21 protein-coding genes are annotated in these 20,650 nt (G+C 47.4%); 7 read left to right on the top strand and 14 right to left on the bottom strand.

Going from position 1 to position 20,650, the window contains the following annotated elements; translation table 11 throughout:
* Nucleotides 1-10 precede the first annotated feature (10 nt).
* Together DFP83_RS08950 and DFP83_RS08945 are read right to left on the bottom strand one after the other, a co-directional pair.
* Nucleotides 11-292 (bottom strand): response regulator, encoded by a 282-nt coding sequence (locus tag DFP83_RS08950; RefSeq protein ID WP_244912977.1) that lies wholly within the window; start codon nt 290-292, stop codon nt 11-13.
* Complete coding sequence (locus DFP83_RS08945) at nt 292-597, bottom strand: STAS domain-containing protein (RefSeq protein ID WP_110574938.1); 306 nt, start codon at nt 595-597, stop codon at nt 292-294. The genes DFP83_RS08950 and DFP83_RS08945 overlap by 1 nt, the downstream gene beginning before the upstream one ends.
* 103 nt (nt 598-700) lie before the next feature.
* On the opposite strand from DFP83_RS08945, the gene DFP83_RS08940 reads away from it, so the two are divergent.
* Complete coding sequence (locus DFP83_RS08940; RefSeq protein ID WP_110574936.1) at nt 701-1,495, top strand: response regulator; 795 nt, start codon at nt 701-703, stop codon at nt 1,493-1,495.
* Nucleotides 1,496-1,543: 48 nt separating this feature from the next.
* Here DFP83_RS08940 and DFP83_RS08935 read toward each other — a convergent pair whose 3' ends face one another.
* Both DFP83_RS08935 and DFP83_RS08930 read right to left on the bottom strand, forming a co-directional pair.
* On the bottom strand, nt 1,544-2,851 hold the full coding sequence (locus DFP83_RS08935; protein ID WP_181416393.1) for an amidohydrolase family protein: 1,308 nt from the start codon (nt 2,849-2,851) through the stop codon (nt 1,544-1,546).
* Between the two features lie 2 nt (nt 2,852-2,853).
* Nucleotides 2,854-5,931 (bottom strand): amidohydrolase family protein, encoded by a 3,078-nt coding sequence (locus tag DFP83_RS08930; protein ID WP_110574934.1) that lies wholly within the window; start codon nt 5,929-5,931, stop codon nt 2,854-2,856.
* 143 nt (nt 5,932-6,074) lie between these two features.
* Here DFP83_RS08930 and DFP83_RS08925 point away from each other — a divergent pair, with 143 nt between their 5' ends.
* Entirely contained in the window at nt 6,075-6,545 is a 471-nt protein-coding gene (locus DFP83_RS08925) for a c-type cytochrome (RefSeq protein WP_110574932.1), read from the top strand.
* A 19-nt stretch (nt 6,546-6,564) separates the two neighbouring features.
* Here the strand turns inward: DFP83_RS08925 and DFP83_RS08920 are convergent, their stop codons facing one another.
* On the bottom strand, nt 6,565-7,209 hold the full coding sequence (locus DFP83_RS08920; protein WP_110574930.1) for a cytochrome b/b6 domain-containing protein: 645 nt from the start codon (nt 7,207-7,209) through the stop codon (nt 6,565-6,567).
* 88 nt (nt 7,210-7,297) lie between these two features.
* On the opposite strand from DFP83_RS08920, the gene DFP83_RS08915 reads away from it, so the two are divergent.
* A complete protein-coding gene (locus tag DFP83_RS08915) occupies nt 7,298-7,663 on the top strand; it encodes a response regulator (RefSeq protein WP_181416392.1) in 366 nt (121 codons plus the stop codon).
* On the opposite strand, the gene tyrA is transcribed toward DFP83_RS08915, so the two are convergent.
* The 7 genes from tyrA to ffh all read right to left on the bottom strand — a co-directional run bounded on the left by tyrA (nt 7,653) and on the right by ffh (nt 12,976).
* Entirely contained in the window at nt 7,653-8,801 is a 1,149-nt protein-coding gene (gene tyrA / locus DFP83_RS08910) for a bifunctional chorismate mutase/prephenate dehydrogenase (RefSeq protein ID WP_110574927.1), read from the bottom strand. The genes DFP83_RS08915 and tyrA overlap by 11 nt on opposite strands.
* 19 nt (nt 8,802-8,820) lie before the next feature.
* Nucleotides 8,821-9,432: a DNA-J related domain-containing protein gene (locus DFP83_RS08905; RefSeq protein WP_110574925.1), complete on the bottom strand. Its 612-nt coding sequence runs from the start codon at nt 9,430-9,432 to the stop codon at nt 8,821-8,823.
* Nucleotides 9,433-9,505: 73 nt separating this feature from the next.
* Nucleotides 9,506-9,862 carry a 50S ribosomal protein L19 gene (gene rplS / locus DFP83_RS08900; RefSeq protein WP_006956616.1) on the bottom strand — a complete coding sequence of 119 codons (357 nt, stop codon included), beginning with the start codon at nt 9,860-9,862 and terminating at the stop codon, nt 9,506-9,508.
* Between the two features lie 31 nt (nt 9,863-9,893).
* Nucleotides 9,894-10,640 carry a tRNA (guanosine(37)-N1)-methyltransferase TrmD gene (gene trmD, locus DFP83_RS08895; protein ID WP_110574923.1) on the bottom strand — a complete coding sequence of 249 codons (747 nt, stop codon included), beginning with the start codon at nt 10,638-10,640 and terminating at the stop codon, nt 9,894-9,896.
* A gap of 8 nt (nt 10,641-10,648) precedes the next feature.
* Nucleotides 10,649-11,194 (bottom strand): ribosome maturation factor RimM, encoded by a 546-nt coding sequence (gene rimM / locus DFP83_RS08890; RefSeq protein WP_110574921.1) that lies wholly within the window; start codon nt 11,192-11,194, stop codon nt 10,649-10,651.
* A gap of 26 nt (nt 11,195-11,220) precedes the next feature.
* A complete protein-coding gene (gene rpsP, locus DFP83_RS08885) occupies nt 11,221-11,469 on the bottom strand; it encodes a 30S ribosomal protein S16 (protein ID WP_110574920.1) in 249 nt (82 codons plus the stop codon).
* 142 nt (nt 11,470-11,611) lie between these two features.
* Nucleotides 11,612-12,976, bottom strand: coding sequence for a signal recognition particle protein (gene ffh, locus DFP83_RS08880; RefSeq protein ID WP_110574918.1), 1,365 nt, complete (start codon nt 12,974-12,976; stop codon nt 11,612-11,614).
* Nucleotides 12,977-13,133: 157 nt separating this feature from the next.
* On the opposite strand from ffh, the gene DFP83_RS08875 reads away from it, so the two are divergent.
* A complete protein-coding gene (locus tag DFP83_RS08875) occupies nt 13,134-13,931 on the top strand; it encodes a cytochrome C assembly family protein (RefSeq protein ID WP_110574916.1) in 798 nt (265 codons plus the stop codon).
* Between the two features lie 69 nt (nt 13,932-14,000).
* Nucleotides 14,001-15,299: an HlyC/CorC family transporter gene (locus DFP83_RS08870; RefSeq protein WP_110574915.1), complete on the top strand. Its 1,299-nt coding sequence runs from the start codon at nt 14,001-14,003 to the stop codon at nt 15,297-15,299.
* A gap of 22 nt (nt 15,300-15,321) precedes the next feature.
* Here the strand turns inward: DFP83_RS08870 and DFP83_RS08865 are convergent, their stop codons facing one another.
* Together DFP83_RS08865 and gshA are read right to left on the bottom strand one after the other, a co-directional pair.
* Nucleotides 15,322-15,957, bottom strand: coding sequence for a transglycosylase SLT domain-containing protein (locus DFP83_RS08865; protein WP_110574913.1), 636 nt, complete (start codon nt 15,955-15,957; stop codon nt 15,322-15,324).
* Nucleotides 15,958-16,082: 125 nt separating this feature from the next.
* Entirely contained in the window at nt 16,083-17,705 is a 1,623-nt protein-coding gene (gene gshA, locus DFP83_RS08860) for a glutamate--cysteine ligase (protein ID WP_110574911.1), read from the bottom strand.
* Between the two features lie 158 nt (nt 17,706-17,863).
* On the opposite strand from gshA, the gene DFP83_RS08855 reads away from it, so the two are divergent.
* The gene (locus tag DFP83_RS08855) at nt 17,864-20,470 is read left to right on the top strand and encodes a response regulator (protein WP_110574909.1); all 2,607 of its coding nucleotides are present in this window, start codon (nt 17,864-17,866) and stop codon (nt 20,468-20,470) included.
* Nucleotides 20,467-20,649 carry a hypothetical protein gene (locus tag DFP83_RS08850; protein ID WP_110574907.1) on the top strand — a complete coding sequence of 61 codons (183 nt, stop codon included), beginning with the start codon at nt 20,467-20,469 and terminating at the stop codon, nt 20,647-20,649. The genes DFP83_RS08855 and DFP83_RS08850 overlap by 4 nt, the downstream gene beginning before the upstream one ends.
* Nucleotide 20,650: the final 1 nt, after the last annotated feature.

Genomic DNA, 20,650 nt, shown 5'->3' with positions numbered 1-20,650 from the left:
TGACACTGTCTCAGCTAACCATCCACTTTGAAGGTCGACTGGATGGCCACATAGATTTATGAAAACTTGGCTGACACAGAATATTGAACACTCTCAGTCGTGGCGCAGTCTCAAAACCATCCATCTCTGGCATCATTACATCAAGCAAAACCAAGTGCGGCTGCTCAGTTTTAAAAACTTCTAGCGCTTCGCAACCGTTATTTGCACAAACGACTTGATGCCCAAACGACTCAAGCAAACCCGTGAGCATGATTTGGTTTGCTTTCTGATCGTCGACTACCAGTACTTTCATTATGCGATGGTAAACATTTTCTCGAAGCGAGAAATATCCAGAATTCTCTTAACTTCTGGTCGCGCATTAATTAAATGAATACCTTTAACAGTTGAGCCAAGTGATTTTCTCATGTTAAGCAGCATACCTAACGCTGAGCTATCAAGGTACTCGGTTTCACGTAAGTCAATAATAACTAAAGGCTCACTCTCGCCAATATGGCTATAAGCCTGTCTAAAATCTTGAACCAAGCTAAAGTCGAACTTTCCCTTTATTGAAATGATCAACTGCTTTTGGTCCGCAGAAAACTCGCGAGTGACGCTCATAACTTCCCCTTTTTAATTATTATTGCTCCTAGCATAACGTTTTTTAATTGAGTTTGCCGAGTAAATCAAATACTCTTTTCGCAAATACCTATTCAACATAAATATGTCACTCTCAATTAACGAACTTCGTATCTTGCTCGTTGAACCATCAGATGTGCAACGAAAAGTTATCAAACATCACTTGAGTCAGGCTCAATTGACAGAGACCCGCGGTGCGTCAACGATTGCAGAGGCCAAAACCTTAATCCGTGAATGGCAACCGGATATTGTAACCAGTGCAATGTACTTCGAAGATGGAACCGCTCATCAATTAATTGACTTCATTCAAGAATCACAATTAGAAGACACTGTGCACTTTATGTTGGTATCGAGCGAACACCGCCCAGATCAGCTCGAACAATTTAAACAGGCAGGTATTGTAGCAATTCTACCAAAGCCTTTCTCAATTCAGCAATTAGAGCGTGCGATTAAGGCGACCGTTGACCTGATAGAGCCAGAATCCGTTGAGCTTAATTTATTTGATGTGGAAGACTTACGGGTATTGCTGGTAGACGATAGCGTAACTTCCCTGCATGCCTTACGTCGTGTTTTCGAGAATATGGGGGTGGAACATGTGGTTGAGTCTAATAACGCTCCAGCAGCGATTGAGATTCTTAATCAGCAATCGTTTGACCTGATTGTTACCGACTTTAATATGCCAGAAATGAGTGGTAGTGAGTTCGCTCAGCACGTTCGCCAAGACCCCTCTCACGCACATACACCCATTCTAATGGTCACGGCACAAGCCAATGAGTTACAAGTGACCAACATAAAGCAAAGCGGTGTTGATGCGTTGACAGATAAGCCATTTGAGCCCGCCACACTTAAAAAATTGTTAGTTAGCTTATTGGACCAATAAAAAAGCCACTTAATAAAGTGGCTTTTTAACTCAAATAAATGCGATCACTTATTCACTGCGTTTCGGTTTTTGCTGATACTTATCATAGAGTTCCGTGTGACGGCTCTCTAAGCTCACCGAACGACCATCGATAAACATATGGGTCAATGACTGGCCCATTGGGTCGAGTAGATCACCTTTAGACACCACAAGCGATGCCTGTTTGCCCTCTTCTAACGAGCCCAACTTATCCGCCACACCCATAAACTCAGCAGGCTTTAAAGTAATGGCTTCGAGTGCTTGCTGAGCATCTAGACCATAAGCAACGGCATTACCTGCGGCAAACGGTAGGTTACGCACATCCCAGTAACCTGGGTATGCGATCGCAAAGTTAACACCGGCTTCCGCAAGACGAGCAGGAGTGGCAAATGCTTGGTCATAACCATCGTCTTCACGCATTGGCAACCCGAACGGCGAACCAAACACAACAGGAATTTGCAGTTCGGCAAGCTTGTCGGCAATACGCCAAGCGTCGTATGCACCGACTAACACAAGCTCAAAGCCAAACCCTTGGCTCACTTCGATTGCTTGCTCTAGCTGACGCTTGTCTTGAGCGTGAACATATAACCGCTTACTCCCGTTGAACAGTCCTTGCATCGCTTCCCAACGTTGGTCCTCGGGCATATCGCGACCTGCTTGTTTAGCATTGTAGTATGCTTTCGCGTCGGCAAGTACCTGCTTCAGCTTTTGCAACGCTTCAGCATTGGCTTTACGTTGTTCTTCGGGTGTGCGGCGTTCCCACCAGGTATCGACCACATAAGTCCGAGGCCAATTAATGTGTACGCCCTCTTCCGCAGTAACAAGTGCGTCTTGCCAGTTCCAGCCATCTAACTGCATCAACGATGATTGGCCACTCACTAAACCGCCTTCAGGCACTACTTGGGCATACGCAACGCCGTTGTAACGCACGGTTGGAATCACTTCAGAGTCGGCGTTAAAAGCAATGTGACCAGCCACTTCCGGCGTCACTTCGCCGACCTCATCGGCATCACGCGTGGCACGCACCGCTTCAATCTCATTCAGCCCTAACGTGGTATCCATGGCAATGACACCCGGATACACGTGTTGACCGCTGATATCAATCGCTTGTGCATCGGCTGGCACAGCCAGATCTTGTCCGATCGCGACGATTTTGCCGTCAGCAAACAGTAAATCGGTTTGGTTCATCACACCTTGGGTTACTGTGTGCAACGTACCATTTTGCAATACGATGGGTTGCTCCTGCTTCTTACCTGGCACCTCATCATGAGCAACCGCTTGCGTCACAGCACACGCGCTAAGCAAGGCTGCTGTCAGTGCTTTATTAATAAGTTTCATGATTAATGTCCTCCATGGCTATGCGACGCGGCAGCGAAATGATCCAACCAAAAATCATGCTGAGTTTCGCAGTGCCATTCGGGTTGTTCTTTTTTATATGCATCTTGTTCACCTTGCTTCGCTTCATCACCCGCAGCAAGTACTTTCTGAATGAGCGCTTGTTTCTCTTCTTTAACTTTCGCCTGACGCTGTTTGTCGAGTTCACGGTCAAAGAATTTGCGACCATTAATCCATGTTTGCTGTGCTTGCGCATAGCTACTCAGTGGATAGTGGTTCCACAACACAAAGTCAGCATCTTTGCCTTTCTCGATGCTACCCACATAGTCATCTACTTTGAGCTGTTTAGCAGGGTTGATGGTGATCATCTTCAGCGCTTCGTGCGGGTCCATACCACAGTAACGTACCGACTTAGCTGCCTCAGTATTTAAGCGACGCTGCAGATCTTCACTATCCGAATTAATACTGGTGAGGACACCACGGTCATGCATCAAACACGCATTTTGTGGAATTGCATCGTACACCTCAAACTTGTATGCCCACCAGTCCGCAAAGGTTGATCCCGAGGCACCATGTGCAGCCATTTCGTCCGCAACTTTGTAGCCCTCAAGAATGTGGGTAAACGTATCTAGGGTGAAGCCAAAGTCCTCAGCAACTCGCATTAACATCAAAATTTCTGATGCAACGTACGAATGCGCGTGGACAAATCGCTCCGAGTTCATGATTTCGATTAATGTGTCTAAGCGATAATCAGGACGCGGTGGAGCTTGACGACGTTTTTCAGCCGAACTCAACCGATCATACTCACGCTTACGCTCTTGATACTCTAATGCGGCTTGGAATCCATCACGAATAATGGTTTCAACACCCATGCGGGTTTGCGGGTATCGGATAGTCATATCCTCACCCCAGTTACTCTGCTTAACGTTCTCACCCAGAGCAAACTTAATCGACGCTGGTGCTGCATCAAATTTCATTACATCACCTGTCGCACCCCAGCGCAGTTTAATCACTTGCGCCTGACCACCAATCGGGTTAGCTGAGCCATGCAGCAGCTGTGCCATTGTTGTGCCGCCGGCGAGTGAGCGATAAATGTGAATATCATCCGAATTGATCACATCACCAATCCGTACTTCAGAGGTCACCGCTTCTGAGCCTTCGTTGACACCTTGATCGATTGCAATGTGCGAATGCTCATCGATGATACCCGGCGTTAAATGCATGCCAGAGCCGTCGATCTCCCGCACGCCACTCGGTGCACTGAGATCTTTGCCGATCGCAGCAAAGTTACCATCGCGTACAAGCACGTCGGTATTCTCTAAAATCCCCTCATCGGTCGCTGTCCACACCGTAGCGTTTCTAATGAGAACATCTTCGCGCGCTGGCAAACCTTTTTGACCATAAGCAACATTCGGATAGGTTAAATCACCCACGAAAGCGGGTTCGACCTTTTCTGACGGCTTGTCTTCCTGCTCTGCGGCTTGGTAAGCCAACTCAACTCGCTGTTCGCTACCACTTGGGGCAACAGCCACCAATTGCGCTGAATTTTGTGCAGTGTGTAGCAACTTAAAGCGCCACGTGCCTTGCTCACCCGCGACATCTAAGTCTGCGACAAATGCTAATTCATCAATACCTGAATTGAGGTGACGTAGCGTACTCTTCTGCTCGCCCAAGGTGATTTCACCCGAGAAGCTAGGCTGTGTCGCGACATTCAGCGTGAATGTATTACCTGACCAATTAGCGGTGTAATCCCCGGCAAATTCAACTTGCTCACGCGGGATCAAATCTACCGGCTGCCCTTGTGTCCAAACCGACTGAATGACGCCGTCTTTAAACAGATCACCTTTTGCCATTACAAAATCGGCGATATAGCCCTGTTGCAACTTACCGGCTTTGTCTTCAATACCGGCAATTTTAGCTGGAGTCGTGGTCAAAGCGGCAAGCGCTTGGCTTTCCGTTAACCCATTTTGCATTGCTTTTTTAACGTTCGGCCAAAATGACTCGGCTTTGTCTAGTCCGTACAGCGTGAGTGCAAAGTCAACGCCAGCATTTGCAAGCATGGCTGGGTTTGCAGGTGCACGTTCCCAGTGACGTAGCTTTGCGAGATCCACATCAAGGTATGCATCCACACCCGAAACATCCGGTGCAGCCGGGAAGTTAACCGGCACAATGAGCTCAGCATCGGTTGCTTTAACTTGTTCTAAACGCGCATATTCGTAGCCTGATGCTAAATAAATAGCCGGTACGCTGAATTGGTCAAACACTTTATCAGCGCGCAATAACGACTTTTCATCTTCAACTTTAAAGACGATACCGGTTTGTTCGATATTTTTTAGTGCATCAAGCGCAGCGTTGAACTCAACGGGTCCATTGTACGCTTCTTTGCCATATGCATTTTCGTACCATTGTGCATCTGAGAGCGTTTGGCGGACAAGCGCAATACTTCCCATCAACGACGTGGGATATTGTTGCTGAGACGTGCCTTTATCAAATGAACCAAACTGACGAGTACTGGCTTTATAAATGGTCTCGTTAGCAATTTTATCCGCTAAGGAAACCGTCGCGCCAAATCCTTGCAAAATGCCATCTAAACGAGCTGTTTGAACGCTCGTGAAACCACTTGAGATCCACTTTTTAGCCGCATCAGGTGTGTTTTCGAATGCGGTATACCAATGCTGCTGGGCATGAATCGCGTCGTTTGCTGCGTTACCACCTTCACGGTGATTGTTATAAATGGGGGTTTCCGACCAGTCTGGTTCTTCCGCTTGGTCAACACCATAATCGGTATAGGCATCTATGAAGCCTGGGTAGATATGGTAACCAGTACCGTCGATCACTTTTGCGCCTGCCGGCACTTTTCCGTTTTCTGAAACCGAGACAATCTTGCCGTTGTTGATGACCAAGGTCGCATTAACGAGCGATTGACCCGGTTCTGTTGTAATGGTGGCATTCTGAATTGCAACGAGCGATGGTGTGTTGTCGCGCATGCCATTGACGCGTGTCGTTTGATCGGCACTTACAGACGTTGCGAAAACGCTCGTAACCGCCAAAGCTAACGCGCTCAGCTGGTGCTTCGCATTCATGGTTGTTCCCCACTGGTTATTATTTTTTGTGTAAACAGTTAAACTCTGAGTGTAAATTAAAACGTATGTAACACTCGCAACAAGACATAACAGATAGAATGTGCAATATTATCGTTAAATAATCCAGTGCAAAGGAATCTAAAATGAAAGCAACAACAATTTCGATGGTTTTAGCCGGGGTGATGTGCATGAGCATGTCAACGGTTGCACAGGCAGACAAACATGCCTTCAATGATGCCGAGTCTGCCGTGAAATATCGTCAAAGTGCCTTATCGATTATGCGTGATAACTTTGCGGCGATGGCGGCAATGGTTAAAGGTGAAGAAACCTATGACGCCGAAGTCTTTAACAACCGCGCAAATGACTTCGCGCGACTTTCGCACATTCCTTGGGACGGTTTTGCTGTTGAAGGAGCGATGCCTGGTGATGACACTGATGCATTACCTGCGATTTGGGATAACTGGGAAGATTTCGAATCCCGCGCAAATCAGCTGATCACCGATGCCAATGGTTTGGTCGACGCAGCGGCCTCTGGCTCAATGGATGAAATCAAACCAGCATTCATGGCCGCGGCGAAAAACTGCAAAGGTTGCCACGACCAATATAAAGATTAATCGGTATGAGGTGATGCTGTTACAGCAGCATCACCAAAATAAACCACACCGCTAATGCAATCACCAACCCTTGCCAACCCGGTTTTAGCGCGGGTACCTGAGCTGATGTATAGCGATACCCCGTAACCATCGCCGCCAACAGTCGATGACCTAACAGACGATAGATTACGATGGCAACGATGTGAAGCACCACCAGACCTAAGATAAAGTTGAATTGTGCTTTATGCCAGTCGGTAAGCAGGTCAGCGGTATCCGATGATACCCAGCTATTGAGAGGACCTGAAAATAAGATGCCATCGGTGGCAAAGAGCCCCGTTGCGATTTGAACAACTAATATCAGTAGTAATGCAACGACCGAGTAGCCCCCTGCGGGGCTGTGTGTGTTGCCCTGTTGATAACGTCGACCGAATAATGCACCGACATGACTGACCACGCGTTTGGGCGACTGAATAAAGTGACGGAAACGGACATTGCGGCTCCCGAAAAAGCCCCAACCAATACGCGTAATTAATAAAGCGGCAAGCGCGATAGCGATATCCTGATGTAAATCCATTCGTCCTTGTTCGCCGGTCCACCATAACCCTGCAACGGCGGCGACCATCAACCAATGATAGATACGAATATAACTATCCCAGATTTTTATGCGCTGATACTTCTCGTTCACAGTTCATCTCCTGACTAGGCAAATCTTTCGTTCAGTGCTAGGGTAAAACGAAACGCTCAAGAACGGTAGTAGCATAAGGACGTATATCATGAATATCTTAATCGCTGATGATGACTTTATCAGCACAGAAGTACTTAAGGCGATGCTCACGCAGTATGCGGGAACTTTGTACCACGCAGAAAATGGCACGCAAGCGCTGCAAGTTGCGCAACAAAATGCGATTGATATTTTCTTTATTGACTACGAAATGCCAGATATGAATGGTGATGAGGTGGCACGTCGTTTGCGCGCAGAAACGCGCTACTCAAAGACACCTATTATTGCTATTACCAGCCATCAGAGCGCGACCGAAATGGAAGCCTGCAGAGAGGCGGGTATGGATGCAACATTGCATAAACCTGCCTCCCCAGACGCGTTAGCTGAGCTAATGAGCCAGTATCAACTTACCCGTTAGCCGCACTACGAAAGCGCTGGTCATCAGATAATTGGACGAGCGCTTCACTCTCTTGTAAGAATTTCTCTGCAAATTCGCCAAAATACTGATTAACCTGCTGAAAGCATTCAACAAAGCTTGCTTTGTCGCCTTGTTCCAAGGTTTCTAATATGTGTTGAAAGCGCGCCAAGTAACGCTTAATCACCGCAAATTGCTCGGGGTGCGATTGGATAATGTCGGCATAGAGCTCGCCGTTTTGGGCAAACAAGCGCCCGACCATCATCAATTCCATACGGTAAATAGGCGAGCTCAATTGCAATAGTTGGCCAATATCCGCTTGCTCTTCCGCCATATGGGCGCCGTAAACAAAGGTACTTAAATGGCGCATCACTTGGATCCAGCCCATACTACGATCATGCGCCTGAGCGTTAACCCACTCGACATGAGCGCCCCAGTTAGTCAATTGGGCAATAAGCCACTTGCATGCCGTCGCCTCTCGACCTTCACAGGCAACGATCAACTGTTTCGCAAGGTTAGGAACAGAAGGACCAAACATGGGATGCAAACCCACGACGGGACCTTGATGTTGAGCCAACATCTTTTGCAACGGTTTATCTTTGATACTGGTTAGATCGGCGAGTATGCAGTCGTATGGCAGTTCAGGTAACGCATCGATGACTTGTTCAGTGACATTAACCGGCACCGCGATGATAACCAACTGCGGCTGATAATCGGTGATATCAGTCAATGCATCGCCTTTTTCCACTACCTTCACGTCATAACCAGTTTGCTGAAACAGTCGACAGAACAAACCACCTAAACGCCCATGGCCACCGACAATGACAATAGGACGATCGAGATTGCTCGAGGTGGGTGTTGCTTGTGCCGTTTGTGTGCGATAAGACTCACGAATGATTCGACGTAAAACGTCTTCGATCAGGTCAGGGCTCAACCCCATCTGCTCGGCTTGCTGACGGCGAGCAGCAATCATTTGTTGCTCACGTTCAGGAACATAAAGCGGTGCTTGCAAGTGACGCTTAACGTCACCGACCTGTTTGGTCAGCTCTGAGCGTTGCTTTATTAACTCAATCAATTGAGCATCGGTGTTATCAATAGCTGCACGTAGTTGCTCTAATTGCTGCTTGGCATCGTTATTCATGCGCGTTTCTCATCCCCGGCTACGACTTAATAATACGCTGGTATGCGACCTGTATGGCTTGCATCTCGCGAACTGAACCGCCTTTGTCTGGATGGCATTGATGTACTCGTTTTCGGTACTGACGTTTTACTTGCTGCATATCCGCAGTGGGCGCTAAATCAAGTTGTTGCCAGGCCTCATCAAGTGCCATACGCTGACTTTGGCGTGTTGTCCCTGTCATGCGAGACCAAAAATCATTTAAAAGTTGTTCCACATCCTGTTGTGTCGTTTCAGTAAAGTTGGACCAATCCAAATAATAGCTTGCTAGCGGATCCTGTAACTGAGGAACGTCTGCATCGGTCGCCTGCTCAGACACAGCATGCTTGGTGTACGGCCGCACTGAAATTGCTAACGTATGGATATCGAGATCGGCTCGCTGCATCTCGTGCCAAGCTTGGCGGATCAGATAAAGACAATGAAACAGAATAAAGTGTGTTTCAAAGAGTGCCTGTGTATCCGCTAACGCGTCTTGGTCGAAAATAGCATAAGGCTCACGTTTGAGTGCTTGGATTAACTCATACTCGGTCCAACGTGACTGTTTATCGAGCAACTCTTCTAAAGCTGCTGTTAATATTTGAATCGATGCTTGCATGGGCTCAGTCTAGCACAAACAAAAAAAAGCCCGGCAACTGAATTGCCGGGCTTTTTTCTGCATCGAATGCTGTTTACAGCTTCTCGCGGATACGTGCAGACTTGCCCGAACGCTCGCGTAGATAGTAAAGCTTAGCACGACGTACTGCACCACGACGCTTAACAGTGATGCTGTCGACCAGTGGGCTGTGCGTTTGGAATGTACGCTCAACGCCTTCACCGCTTGATACTTTACGAACGGTGAATGCAGAGTGCAAACCACGGTTACGAACACGGATAACAACGCCTTCAAACGCCTGAAGACGCTCACGGTTACCCTCAACTACTTTTACATTTACACTAACCGTATCGCCTGGAGCGAATGCCGGTAAATCTTTTTTCATTTGCTCTTCTTCAAGAGCCTTAATGATGTTCTGGCTTACTTTTGCCATGGTATATCTCCTTTCCTAGATAAACTGTACGTTAGTCTTTGGACTCATGCTGATGAATGAAGTCATTCAACAACTGTTCCTGCTCGTCAGTCAGAGCTAGGCGATTAATTAACTCTTCGCGTTGCAACCAGGTTTTACCCAGAGCTTGTTGCAAGCGCCACTGTCGAATTTTTTCGTGATTCCCGCTCAAAAGAACTGCCGGAACCTGCTGACCATTATAAATTTCAGGCCGCGTGTAATGTGGGCAATCAAGTAACCCATTGGCGAATGAATCCTCAGCTGCTGAATCTTGATGACCGAGTACACCCGGTACCAAACGCGCCACTGCATCAATGAGCACCATCGCTGGTAACTCGCCGCCACTGAGTACGTAATCTCCAATTGACCATTCTGCATCAACATATTGGTCGATTACACGCTGATCAATGCCTTCATAACGACCAGCGATCAGTATCATGCGATCATTTTGCGCTAATTGCGTCACGCCACCATGATCAAGTGTCTGCCCTTGCGGTGATAAGTAGATAACCGGTGTATCTTCACCCAACGCGGCTTTAGCTGCCTGAATGGCATCGACTAAAGGTTGCACCATCATTAACATGCCGGGACCACCGCCATAAGGGCGATCATCGACCGTGCGATGTTTATCGTGCGTAAAATCGCGCGGGTTCCATATCGAAACCGTTAGCAAACCATCCTTGATACCTCTTCGCGTCACACCGTGTTCGGTGATCGCTGAAAACATATCGGGAAACAAACTAATGACACCAATGTGCATTGGTTGCCTCAAAAGTCAGCGGGCCAGTCCACCTGAATTTGCTGCTTCTCGTTGTCCACATCCAATATATATTGGCTTTGTACAAACGGAATCAGTCGCTCAGACTTTCCAAACGCATCATTCGAGTTTGCCGTTACAACTAACACATCGTTAGCCGCCGTCGGCATGATCTGCTCTACTACACCCATATCGTAGCCTTGTTTGTTTACCACACGTAACCCAATCAGGTCACGCCAATAAAACTCATCATCGGCTAGCTCAGGCAATTTCTCTGCGTTAATGCAAATGCTCAAACCTGTTTTCGTTGCGGCTACTTCGCGGTCATTGATGCCTTCTAACTGAGCAATAAGCCCGTTGTTATGTCGGCGCCACTGAACCACATTCACGGCTTCTTCGGTGGTCTGGCGAGCTGCATTCCCCTGCAGAGTCCAAGGGGTATATTCAAAGATATCTTCAGGGTTCTCTGTAAATGACTGAATTTTCAACCATCCTTTGACACCGTAGACGGCACCAATGTGGCCCACGACTAATGCGTCTGATGTTTGTTTCGTCATTACTTCGCTCCCTACTGCCTAGTTAATTACGCAGCTGCGCGCGCGTCTTTAACTAAACGTGCTACACGCTCAGAAAGCGCCGCACCTTGAGATACCCAGTGTTCGATACGATCTAAGTCAACACGAAGACGCTCTTCTTGACCACGAGCTACCGGGTTAAAGAAGCCTACGTTCTCGATGAAACGACCGTCGCGAGCGTTGCGACTGTCTGCTACTACCATTTGGTAGAAGGGGCGTTTTTTAGCGCCACCACGTTGTAAACGAATGGTTACCATTGCGTTCCTCAATTTTTCTGTGTAAATGTAAAACGTAATTGCTATAAACAGCAAAGCCCTCCGATAGGTTCGGAAGGCTCGGCAATTCTACTGATTTTTACAACAAATGCAAGCTTATCGGGCGATAAAGCAACGCTTGAGCTTAACGACCACCAAACATACCCGGTGGTAATTTCCCCCCCATGCCACGCATCATTTTCTGCATGCCGCCGCCTTTCATCTTCTTCATCATCTTTTGCATTTGCTGGAACTGCTTCAAGAGTTTGTTCACGTCTTGTACTTGCGTGCCTGAACCGGCCGCAATGCGACGCTTGCGTGAGCCTTTAATGACATCGGGGTGTTCACGCTCTTTCGGCGTCATTGAATTGATGATTGCTTCCATGCGTAAGGTCATTTTGTCATCCATTTGACCTTTCATCTGGTCGGTCATTTTGCCCATACCTGGCATTTTTGCCATCAGCCCCATCATGCCACCCATTTCGCGCATTTGGACTAATTGATCACGAAAGTCCTCAAGTGAGAACTGACCTTTTTTCATGACCTTGCGAGCAACTTTCTCGGCCTTTTCGCGGTCGACTTTTTGTTCGACTTCCTCGACCAACGAAAGAATGTCACCCATGCCTAAGATGCGCGAAGCAACACGGTCAGGATGGAAAGGTTCAAGTGCGTCGGTCTTTTCACCGACACCTAAGAATTTGATCGGTTTGCCGGTGATATGGCGAATCGATAAGGCTGCACCACCGCGCGCATCACCATCGGTCTTGGTTAAGATGACACCGGTAAGCGGCAGTGCTTCATTAAAGGCTTTCGCCGTGTTCGCCGCGTCCTGGCCCGTCATCGAATCGACAACAAACAAGGTTTCAACCGGTTTGATTTCGCTGTGCAGGTGTTGGATTTCCTGCATCATATCTTCATCGATAGTTAAGCGACCTGCAGTATCGACCAGTACCACGTCGACAAATTGTTTTTTCGCAGCCGCAATCGCACCCTGTGCGATCTCCACGGGGCTTTGTTCCGTGGTTGATGGGAAAAATTCGACATCCACTTGTTCAGCGAGCGTTTCAAGCTGCTTAATCGCCGCCGGACGGTAGATATCAGCACTGACCACCATGACCTTTTTCTTTTGACGCTCTTTCAGGTATTTGGCCAGTTTACCCACGGACGTTGTTTTACCCGCACCTTGTAGGCCCGCCATCAAAATAACAGCAGGAGGCTGCGTACTTAAATCCAACGGTACGTTAGCTTCGCCCATCGCTGCTTCAAGCTCGGATTGGACGATTTTTACAAACACCTGACCCGGTGTCAGACTCTTATTGACCTCAGTGCCAACGGCACGCTCTTTTACTTTGCCAATAAACTCTTTTACCACGGGCAATGCCACGTCGGCCTCGAGTAACGCCATGCGCACTTCACGCAACGTCGACTTAATATTGTCTTCTGTTAGACGGCCTTTGCCGCCAATGCTTCGCAACGTCTGGGTGAGACGTTCGCTTAAATTCTCAAACATAACCGCGATCTCTTCTGTTGTCGCAAAACGAGCTCATTTATATTATGGGGATAGTATATAGCAAAACCAACAAAGTTTCGCCCTTCGAGCGCTTGGGTTTAATTAATCAAGGGCGTATACTCAGTCGTAATTCAGTTAATCTAGGGAAGCAACCGCAGTGCTTATTTCCGCATTACTCAGTGCGACACTTGTGCTCTACGTCGCCAGTGCGCTATTTATGCTGCAACAGGTTTTCAAACCACGTTCTCCGCTCACGGTTATCAGCTTAGTGACTGCCGTTTTTGCACTCATCTGCCATGGTGCATTGATTTATTTGCGCTTAGCGGGCGATGGTTTTGACCATCTCAACGTATCGTCTAGTTTATCAATTGTCGCTTGGCTCATTGCATCACTATCGCTGTTTCGTGTTCAGCAAGCTAACAGCCTGTTATTAAAGCCGGTGATCTATTTATTTGCTGCGCTATCTGCTCTGTTGTTAGTACTCACTCCCGCCGATTTGGGCGCCTATATCGGCGTTGGACATGGCCTTATTATCCATATCGTGCTCTCACTGGTCGCCTACGGAGTGCTCGCGCTCGCTACGTTGTACGCTATTCAGGCGAGTTATATTAATTACTTGCTCAAGACAAAAAAAACGAGCGGTCTGTTTAAGCAGCTCCCACCATTGATGAATATTGAGCGCTACTTCTTTAGGCTGCTTTCAGCCGGTACGTTATTGCTGATTCTCGCCATCGGTTCAGGCTTTGCGTTTTTAGACAATATGTTTGCTCAAAGCCAAGCGCACAAAACCATTCTCGCCATGGCGGCAGCTTTGGTATACATCATCACCTACCTGACTCACAAAGCGACGGGATTACGCGGTAAGCCCGTTATGGTGTTGAGTATTATCGGGACAATCCTGTTAACGCTCGGATACTTTGGCAGTCGTTTTGTCAAAGATATCATTCTCAGCTAAGGCAATGCTTGACTTGACGGCTGAAAGCTCTAAATTGTCAGATTCGCAACAACTAAGAGGATAGTAAGTTTGGACGATATATCGACGAGTATGTTACTCGTAATACTCGTAGTTCTCATCGCTCTCTCTGCATATTTTTCCGGCTCCGAAACGGGCATGATGTCGATTAACCGCTATCGGTTGCGACATTTGGTGCAAAACAATCACCATGGCGCACGCCGAGTTCAGTTCTTACTCGAGCGCCCTGATCGATTAATCGGGCTGATTCTGATAGGAAATAACCTAGTCAATATTGCAGCTTCTTCTATCGCGACCATTTTATGTATTCGGTGGTTTGGTGACGCCGGTATCGTTTTTGCTACCTTAGGTCTCACTCTGATTATCCTCATTTTTGCTGAGGTCACCCCAAAAACTATCGCAGCATTGCATCCCGAGCGTGTGGCGTTTCCAAGCTCACTGATCCTCCGCCCGTTACTGATGGTGATGTATCCATTTGTCACTAGCGTGAACTTTATTACTAACTCATTTATGCGCCTGCTAGGTGTCGACCCCAAGCGTGCGCAAGTGGGCGACGCGTTAAACTCAGATGAATTACGCGCCGTAGTCAACGAAGCGGGCAACATGATCCCTGCATCTCACCAAGAGATGTTGTTAAGCATTCTTGATCTCGAAAAAGTGACCGTTGAAGATGTCATGATCCCTCGTAATGAAATTGTCGGTATCGATATCAATGATGAATGGTCACGAATCATTAAGAAGATCGAACACGCTCAACACACCCGCGTGCTGTTATACCGTAATGACATTGATGATGCGGTCGGCTTCCTGCATGCCCGCGACGTGATGCGGTTAATGACTAAGAACCAATTTGAAGCGGACAAAGCGACACTGGTGCGTGCTGCACGCGATATCTACTTTATCCCAGAAGGCACACCACTCAATGTACAGCTCTTAAAGTTCCAACGTCGTAAAGAACGTATTGGTCTTGTTGTGGATGAGTACGGTGATATCCAAGGCTTGGTGACATTAGAGGATATTTTAGAAGAAATTGTTGGTGACTTTACTACTTCAATGGCACCACAGCCAAGCGAGACGGCGGTCGCTCAACCCGACGGAAGTTATTTAGTTGAAGGGGCTGCTAACCTACGCGAACTCAATAAAGAGATGAACTGGCAGTTTCCAACCGACGGTCCAAAAACCCTCAGTGGTTTAATTATCGAACAGTTTGGTGATATTCCAAATGCACGCCTGAGCTTGCGTTTAGGGGGCTACCCGGTCGAACTGATTGAAGTGGGCGATACCATGATAAAGCAAGTGCGCGTGCTACCACATCACTTTCAGGAGCCGCGTTCATCTAGCGGTGATTAACACCGCTCGCCTTGCGCCGACATTACCAATCAAAGAATAAATTATATAGCCAACCGTGCTTAAGATCGTCTTCACAGGTCTTGAGCTGAGTTGCGTATTTTAATGATCGGCTCTTCACTTGCTTTGACACTTTCACAAGCCAAGGTTTACTGAGGTATGACTTTCGAGCATAACCGCCCCAACCCTCGTGATAATTGAGATACTGGGCATACGCGTCCCACTTAGAGACACCATTGATTTCGTAACTTTTATAGATGAACCATCCCATGAAGTCGATAGCATCCTCAAAATCACCACGGCTCGCCCAACCATTGCCTGTCTCGCGTTGATAGTCTTCCCAGGTCATATCTTTTGCCTGAGAATATCCATACGCGCTACTCACCCTTCCCCACGGAATGAAGCCCAAAAAATAGTACCGCGGCGGCACCGCGTCATGTTTAAAGGAACTCTCTTGATACATCATCGCCATCGGTACGTGAATCGGCACGCCCCAGCGCTCACGCGCATCAGCCGCAGCATGATACCAATCGTTATGCTCTTCAAAAATGTCGCAGATATTTTCTGGAGACTGCGGTGGGGGCGTCGCGCAGCCGCTTAAAGCGCTTACCAAAACCGCTGAGGCTATGATCGAACCCTTTTTATAAACTTTTTTTCGCATGATTTTGAACTTTTTGATGACGCACGTATCAGAGTAAACAGTTATGTTGTGTTCACCCCCCTGAACTATCAGGCGTAACGGATTATCGTTGCGCCTTTTTCTTTTTTCCGCATGACCCTTTTAATTTACCTGTTGGGCGCTGAACGACCCGAGCATTTTGCCTTTTCGAAATAGTTACTTAAGAAGGTATCAAAATCAACCACGTTATCCGAAGCTTTACGCGCTTCGAAGTCGGCCTCTGAAGTTGCCTTCCAGTTTGCGAAGTCGTGTTCAGTAAAGCATTCATACGCTGCCTCACTGAAAAGCCGCTGATACTTCAGCGCTAATTCTTTTCCTAAGCGACTGGCATCCCAATCATTGCTGCGTAGGATTTCTAGCACTTGACCAGAGAGCGTTAGCTCAGGATTCAACACGCACGGATACAAAGCTTCAATTGCCGCGACATAACCCGACTCTGAGTGTGGCGAATTATCCATAATGCGTGCCAGCGCCGCCAATTCGGCAAATAACTCTTCGAGCCAGTCCGTCATCAAGCGATCATGCCCATCTTGCCACAAGCTAAGCGACGGGTTGCGGCCTTGCATAACCGCTTTATTAAAGTTCTGATCGGTTTTCTGCTGCGCTTCCCAATCCATCGGTGCACTTTCTGACAACAAGCAGTACAACAAGAACAGGTCAAGAAACTGAATTTGTTGCGCGGTAATACCCACTTCACTAAACGGGTTTACATCGAGCGCACGCACCTCAATATACTCGACACCACCACGTTCAAGTGCTTGTGTTGGCGTTTCGCCACCTTTCGCTGTGCGCTTGGGACGAATCGGCGAGTAGAACTCGTTCTCGATCTGCAGAATATTGCTGTTAAGCTGTTGATACTCGCCGTTATCTTTCACACCGATCGATTTAAAATTCTCGGATGGCGTAGTAATCGCACGACGCAAGCCTGCAACGTAGTCATCCAGATTGTTATAGGTGATTTTCAGACTCGCTTGCTCTTTATTGGTATAACCTAAGTCACTCATTCGCAACGAGGTACCATAAGGTAAGTAGCAAGTCCCCTTACCTAACTTAGCAAAATTCCACTCTTTCAGTTTATTTTCCGTTTTCGTCTGAGTAAAAAAGGACTCACACAATGCCGGTGAAGCACCGAATAAAAATGGAATAACCCACGACAACCGTTTGTAATTGCGAATCAAAGCAAAATATTTTTCTGAACGAAACGCCGCGTTATCCTCGACCTGTTCGTCCTTTGCAATCGCTGTCCACAGTGCCTCGGGCACCGAAAAATTAAAATGAACACCGGATATAATTTGCATGGTTGCGCCATAACGGTGAGTAAGACCCACACGATAGAGCGACTTCATTCGTCCCGAATGAGAGTCACCAAATTTAGCAACGCGAATATCCTTGTCCGAGCCAATATAACAAGGCATGCTCAAAGGCCATAACAACTCATCGCCTAACGCCTTAAACGTATGCGTATGAATATCTTTAAGTTGCGACAATGTGGTACGAATTGACTCAGCAACGGGGGTAATAAACTCAAGTAAATTTTCAGAGTAATCCGTCGTAATCGTGTCATGTGTAAGCGTCTTTCCCAACGCCTCAGGGTGGTCGGTCGGCGCGAGTGTGCCGTTTTCTAAAACACGTAAAGCCTCACGCTCGATTCCACGATGAATACCTTCCCAAATGGCGCTTGAGTGGTTTTCTGTGAGTTCGGTGATTTTTCGTTCGAATTGAGTTTGCAAAAGGGACTCCGATACTACCTTTTCTGACGCATGCGGTTAGCTTACTTAGATTTGCTGCGCGCGTCCATGATTGGCTTAATAAACTTGGCGTTACGCCTGTGTCGTGGCACACTTATGGCGCACCCATTTTTTTTTCACAGCGTTTTGGCAAGTAACGAATGACAACATTCTGGACACGGTTTCAAATAGGCTTCATTGCCTTTCAACTTATCAGCATCATGAGTTACCTGATTATACCCGCGCCACTCAGTGACTACATATTACTGGCTTCGGTTGCGGTTGGATTAATTGCAGGTATTGTCATTTTTACTTGGACGCGCCAGACCTCGCTAACGTCTCCGCTGCGTCAACCGTTTTTAACGGCCAGCTCGCAGCAATTATTACAACAAGTGTTTAATGACTTGCCGACACGGGTCTATTGGCGTAACAGCGATCTTGAATACCTCGGCGGTAATGATGCCTTTTTACGTGATATTCAATGTAATAGCGAAGCGCTCGAGGGCAAACGTGATGACCAACTGACATGGTTAGCGAAAAATCCCGTTTTGTTAGAGCGTGATCGCTTAACGCTAGAACACGGGTTAGCCTCATGTAATGCTGAAATTGAACTGAGTTTAGCGAACAACACACGCTATATTGAACACTCCAGTGTGCCACTTTATGACGACCAAAAGAATGTCATCGGCATCATTGGCAGTTATTACGACATCTCGTCTATCAAGTCCGTTGCCGAGCAGATGGAACAGGCGAAGGAAGCTGCCGAACAAGCCAACGTGGCAAAAGGTGAATTTCTTGCCAATATGAGTCATGAGATCCGCACGCCCATTAATGCCATCGTAGGGATGGCCAACCTGTGCCTTAAAACCCAATTATCAGAAAAACAAAAGCGATATATCAAGGTCATCGATTCGTCATCGCAGGCACTGCTGGGCGTCATTAATGATATTCTCGACTTTTCCAAGATTGATGCGGGCAAACTCAGCATCGAGCGTATTCCCTTTGACTTACAGGACGTGCTGACCTCCTTGGCCGATATGTTCGCTTATAAGGCGTACGATAAAGATCTTGAGTTCATCATTAACTTGCCTGCTAACATCCCAACGCGGTTACTCGGGGATCCACTGCGACTCAACCAGGTACTGGTAAACCTAGTCAGTAATGCCATTAAATTCACAGAAGATGGTGAGATAAATGTCGCTGTTACCTTATTGGATAAGAATACCGATAAAGTCTGGCTACGCATCTCTGTAACCGACACCGGTATCGGCATGGATGAAGAGCAGCGCGCTAACCTGTTTAAAGCTTTTACCCAAGCAGACTCTTCAACCACCCGTAAATATGGTGGTACCGGGCTCGGTTTAGCGATTTCTCGACGCCTCATCCAATTAATGGGCGGTGATATCGGTGTAACCAGTGGTGTTGGTCAGGGTTCTACTTTTTATATTGAATTAACACTGCCGATGCAGCCGCAACAGGACGATTCGCATCATCAGTACCTCATTCAGAAACTGCGTGGCAAACGAGTGTTAGCAATAGATGATAATTTGAGCACCCGTGAGATGATTCAGGAAATGTTACGCAGTTATCAGGTCGATGTACGGGTCTGTCGAACCGCAGAGCAAGCGCTCGATATTTTACGCGAAGATGCGGCGCCTTATGATGTATTGCTCGTTGATTGGCGTCTCCCCGGTATGGATGGCTTATCACTGTGCCATAAAGTCCATCAATCATTCGCTGATGATGCACCTAAAATGATACTCGCAACGGGATATTATGCTGAGGAAATGAGTGAGCAGGCGGCGGCCGCTGGGATCTCAGACATTTTATCCAGGCCCTTTACGGCAACAACGTTAGGGCACAGTTTGGCGACTACGCTGTATAAACGAGAGAATATTGCGGCACCGAGTGACTCGCCCAGCATGAACTTGCCAGATGCAATCAAGGGTGCGCCTATCTTATTAGTAGAAGATAACGAGATTAACCAGCAAGTTGCACTCGAGCTGTTAAAAAGCCAAGGCTTTAAGGTCGATATCGCGGAACATGGTCAGGCGGCATTGGACGCCATTGAACATAAAGCTTACGCATTGGTGTTGATGGATATTCAAATGCCCGTGATGGATGGTCTTACTGCGGCGAAGAAAATACGTGCCCATTATGACTACAAACAGTTACCTATCCTTGCGATGACTGCCAATGCCATGAGTGGTGATGAGGAACGTTCGTTGTCGGCGGGGATGCAAGGTCATATAGCCAAGCCGATCGATGAAAAGCAGCTATTGAAAGCCATCATCAAATGGTGCGTGCCAGGCCACTATGAAGATGAAGTCACGCAGCATACTGAAGTTAAGCAAGCCCCAGAGCCGGCTCATCCAAACGAGAAGAAAATTCGTTATCCTCAGGTTAAGGGGATTCAATTTGAGCAGGCACTTGCACGTTTACAACATAACGTACCGCTGTATTTGCGCTTAGTAGAACAACTGTTTAGTGAGTACCAGAACAGCGCTATGAAAGTGTCTGACTTTATTACTCGCGGTCAACACGAGAGCGCGCGACGTTACTTTCACTCGTTAAAGGGCGCAGCGGGCAATCTAGGTTTAGATGCCCTGCATGCTCGTGCAGCTGATTTGGAAAAACACATGGCTGCGGGCAATATCGATAAGGTTGCCGATACGATTACAGGTCTTGAGAAGTCGTTGAATCATGCTTATCAAGCAGCCAATGACCTATCGGCGATTTATCAGCACCAACAACAGGAACAATCATGATCCGCTTTATATTCATCATTCCATTGGTATTGAGTTTGCTGTGGATTACGTACCTAAAAATGCATGGTTGGACGCTTAAGCAAGGTCAGAAGGGCTTCGTGTATATTGCCATCATTAGTACAGTTATCGCGCTGTTCTACACCTTAATGATGTGGCTTACAGGTCGCGGCGACCTGTAAG

The organism is Idiomarina fontislapidosi (assembly GCF_003226255.1).
GTDB lineage: Bacteria > Pseudomonadota > Gammaproteobacteria > Enterobacterales > Alteromonadaceae > Idiomarina > Idiomarina fontislapidosi.
Note: the sequence above shows the minus strand (reverse complement) of the source record. Positions and strands in the feature narration are given on the sequence as shown.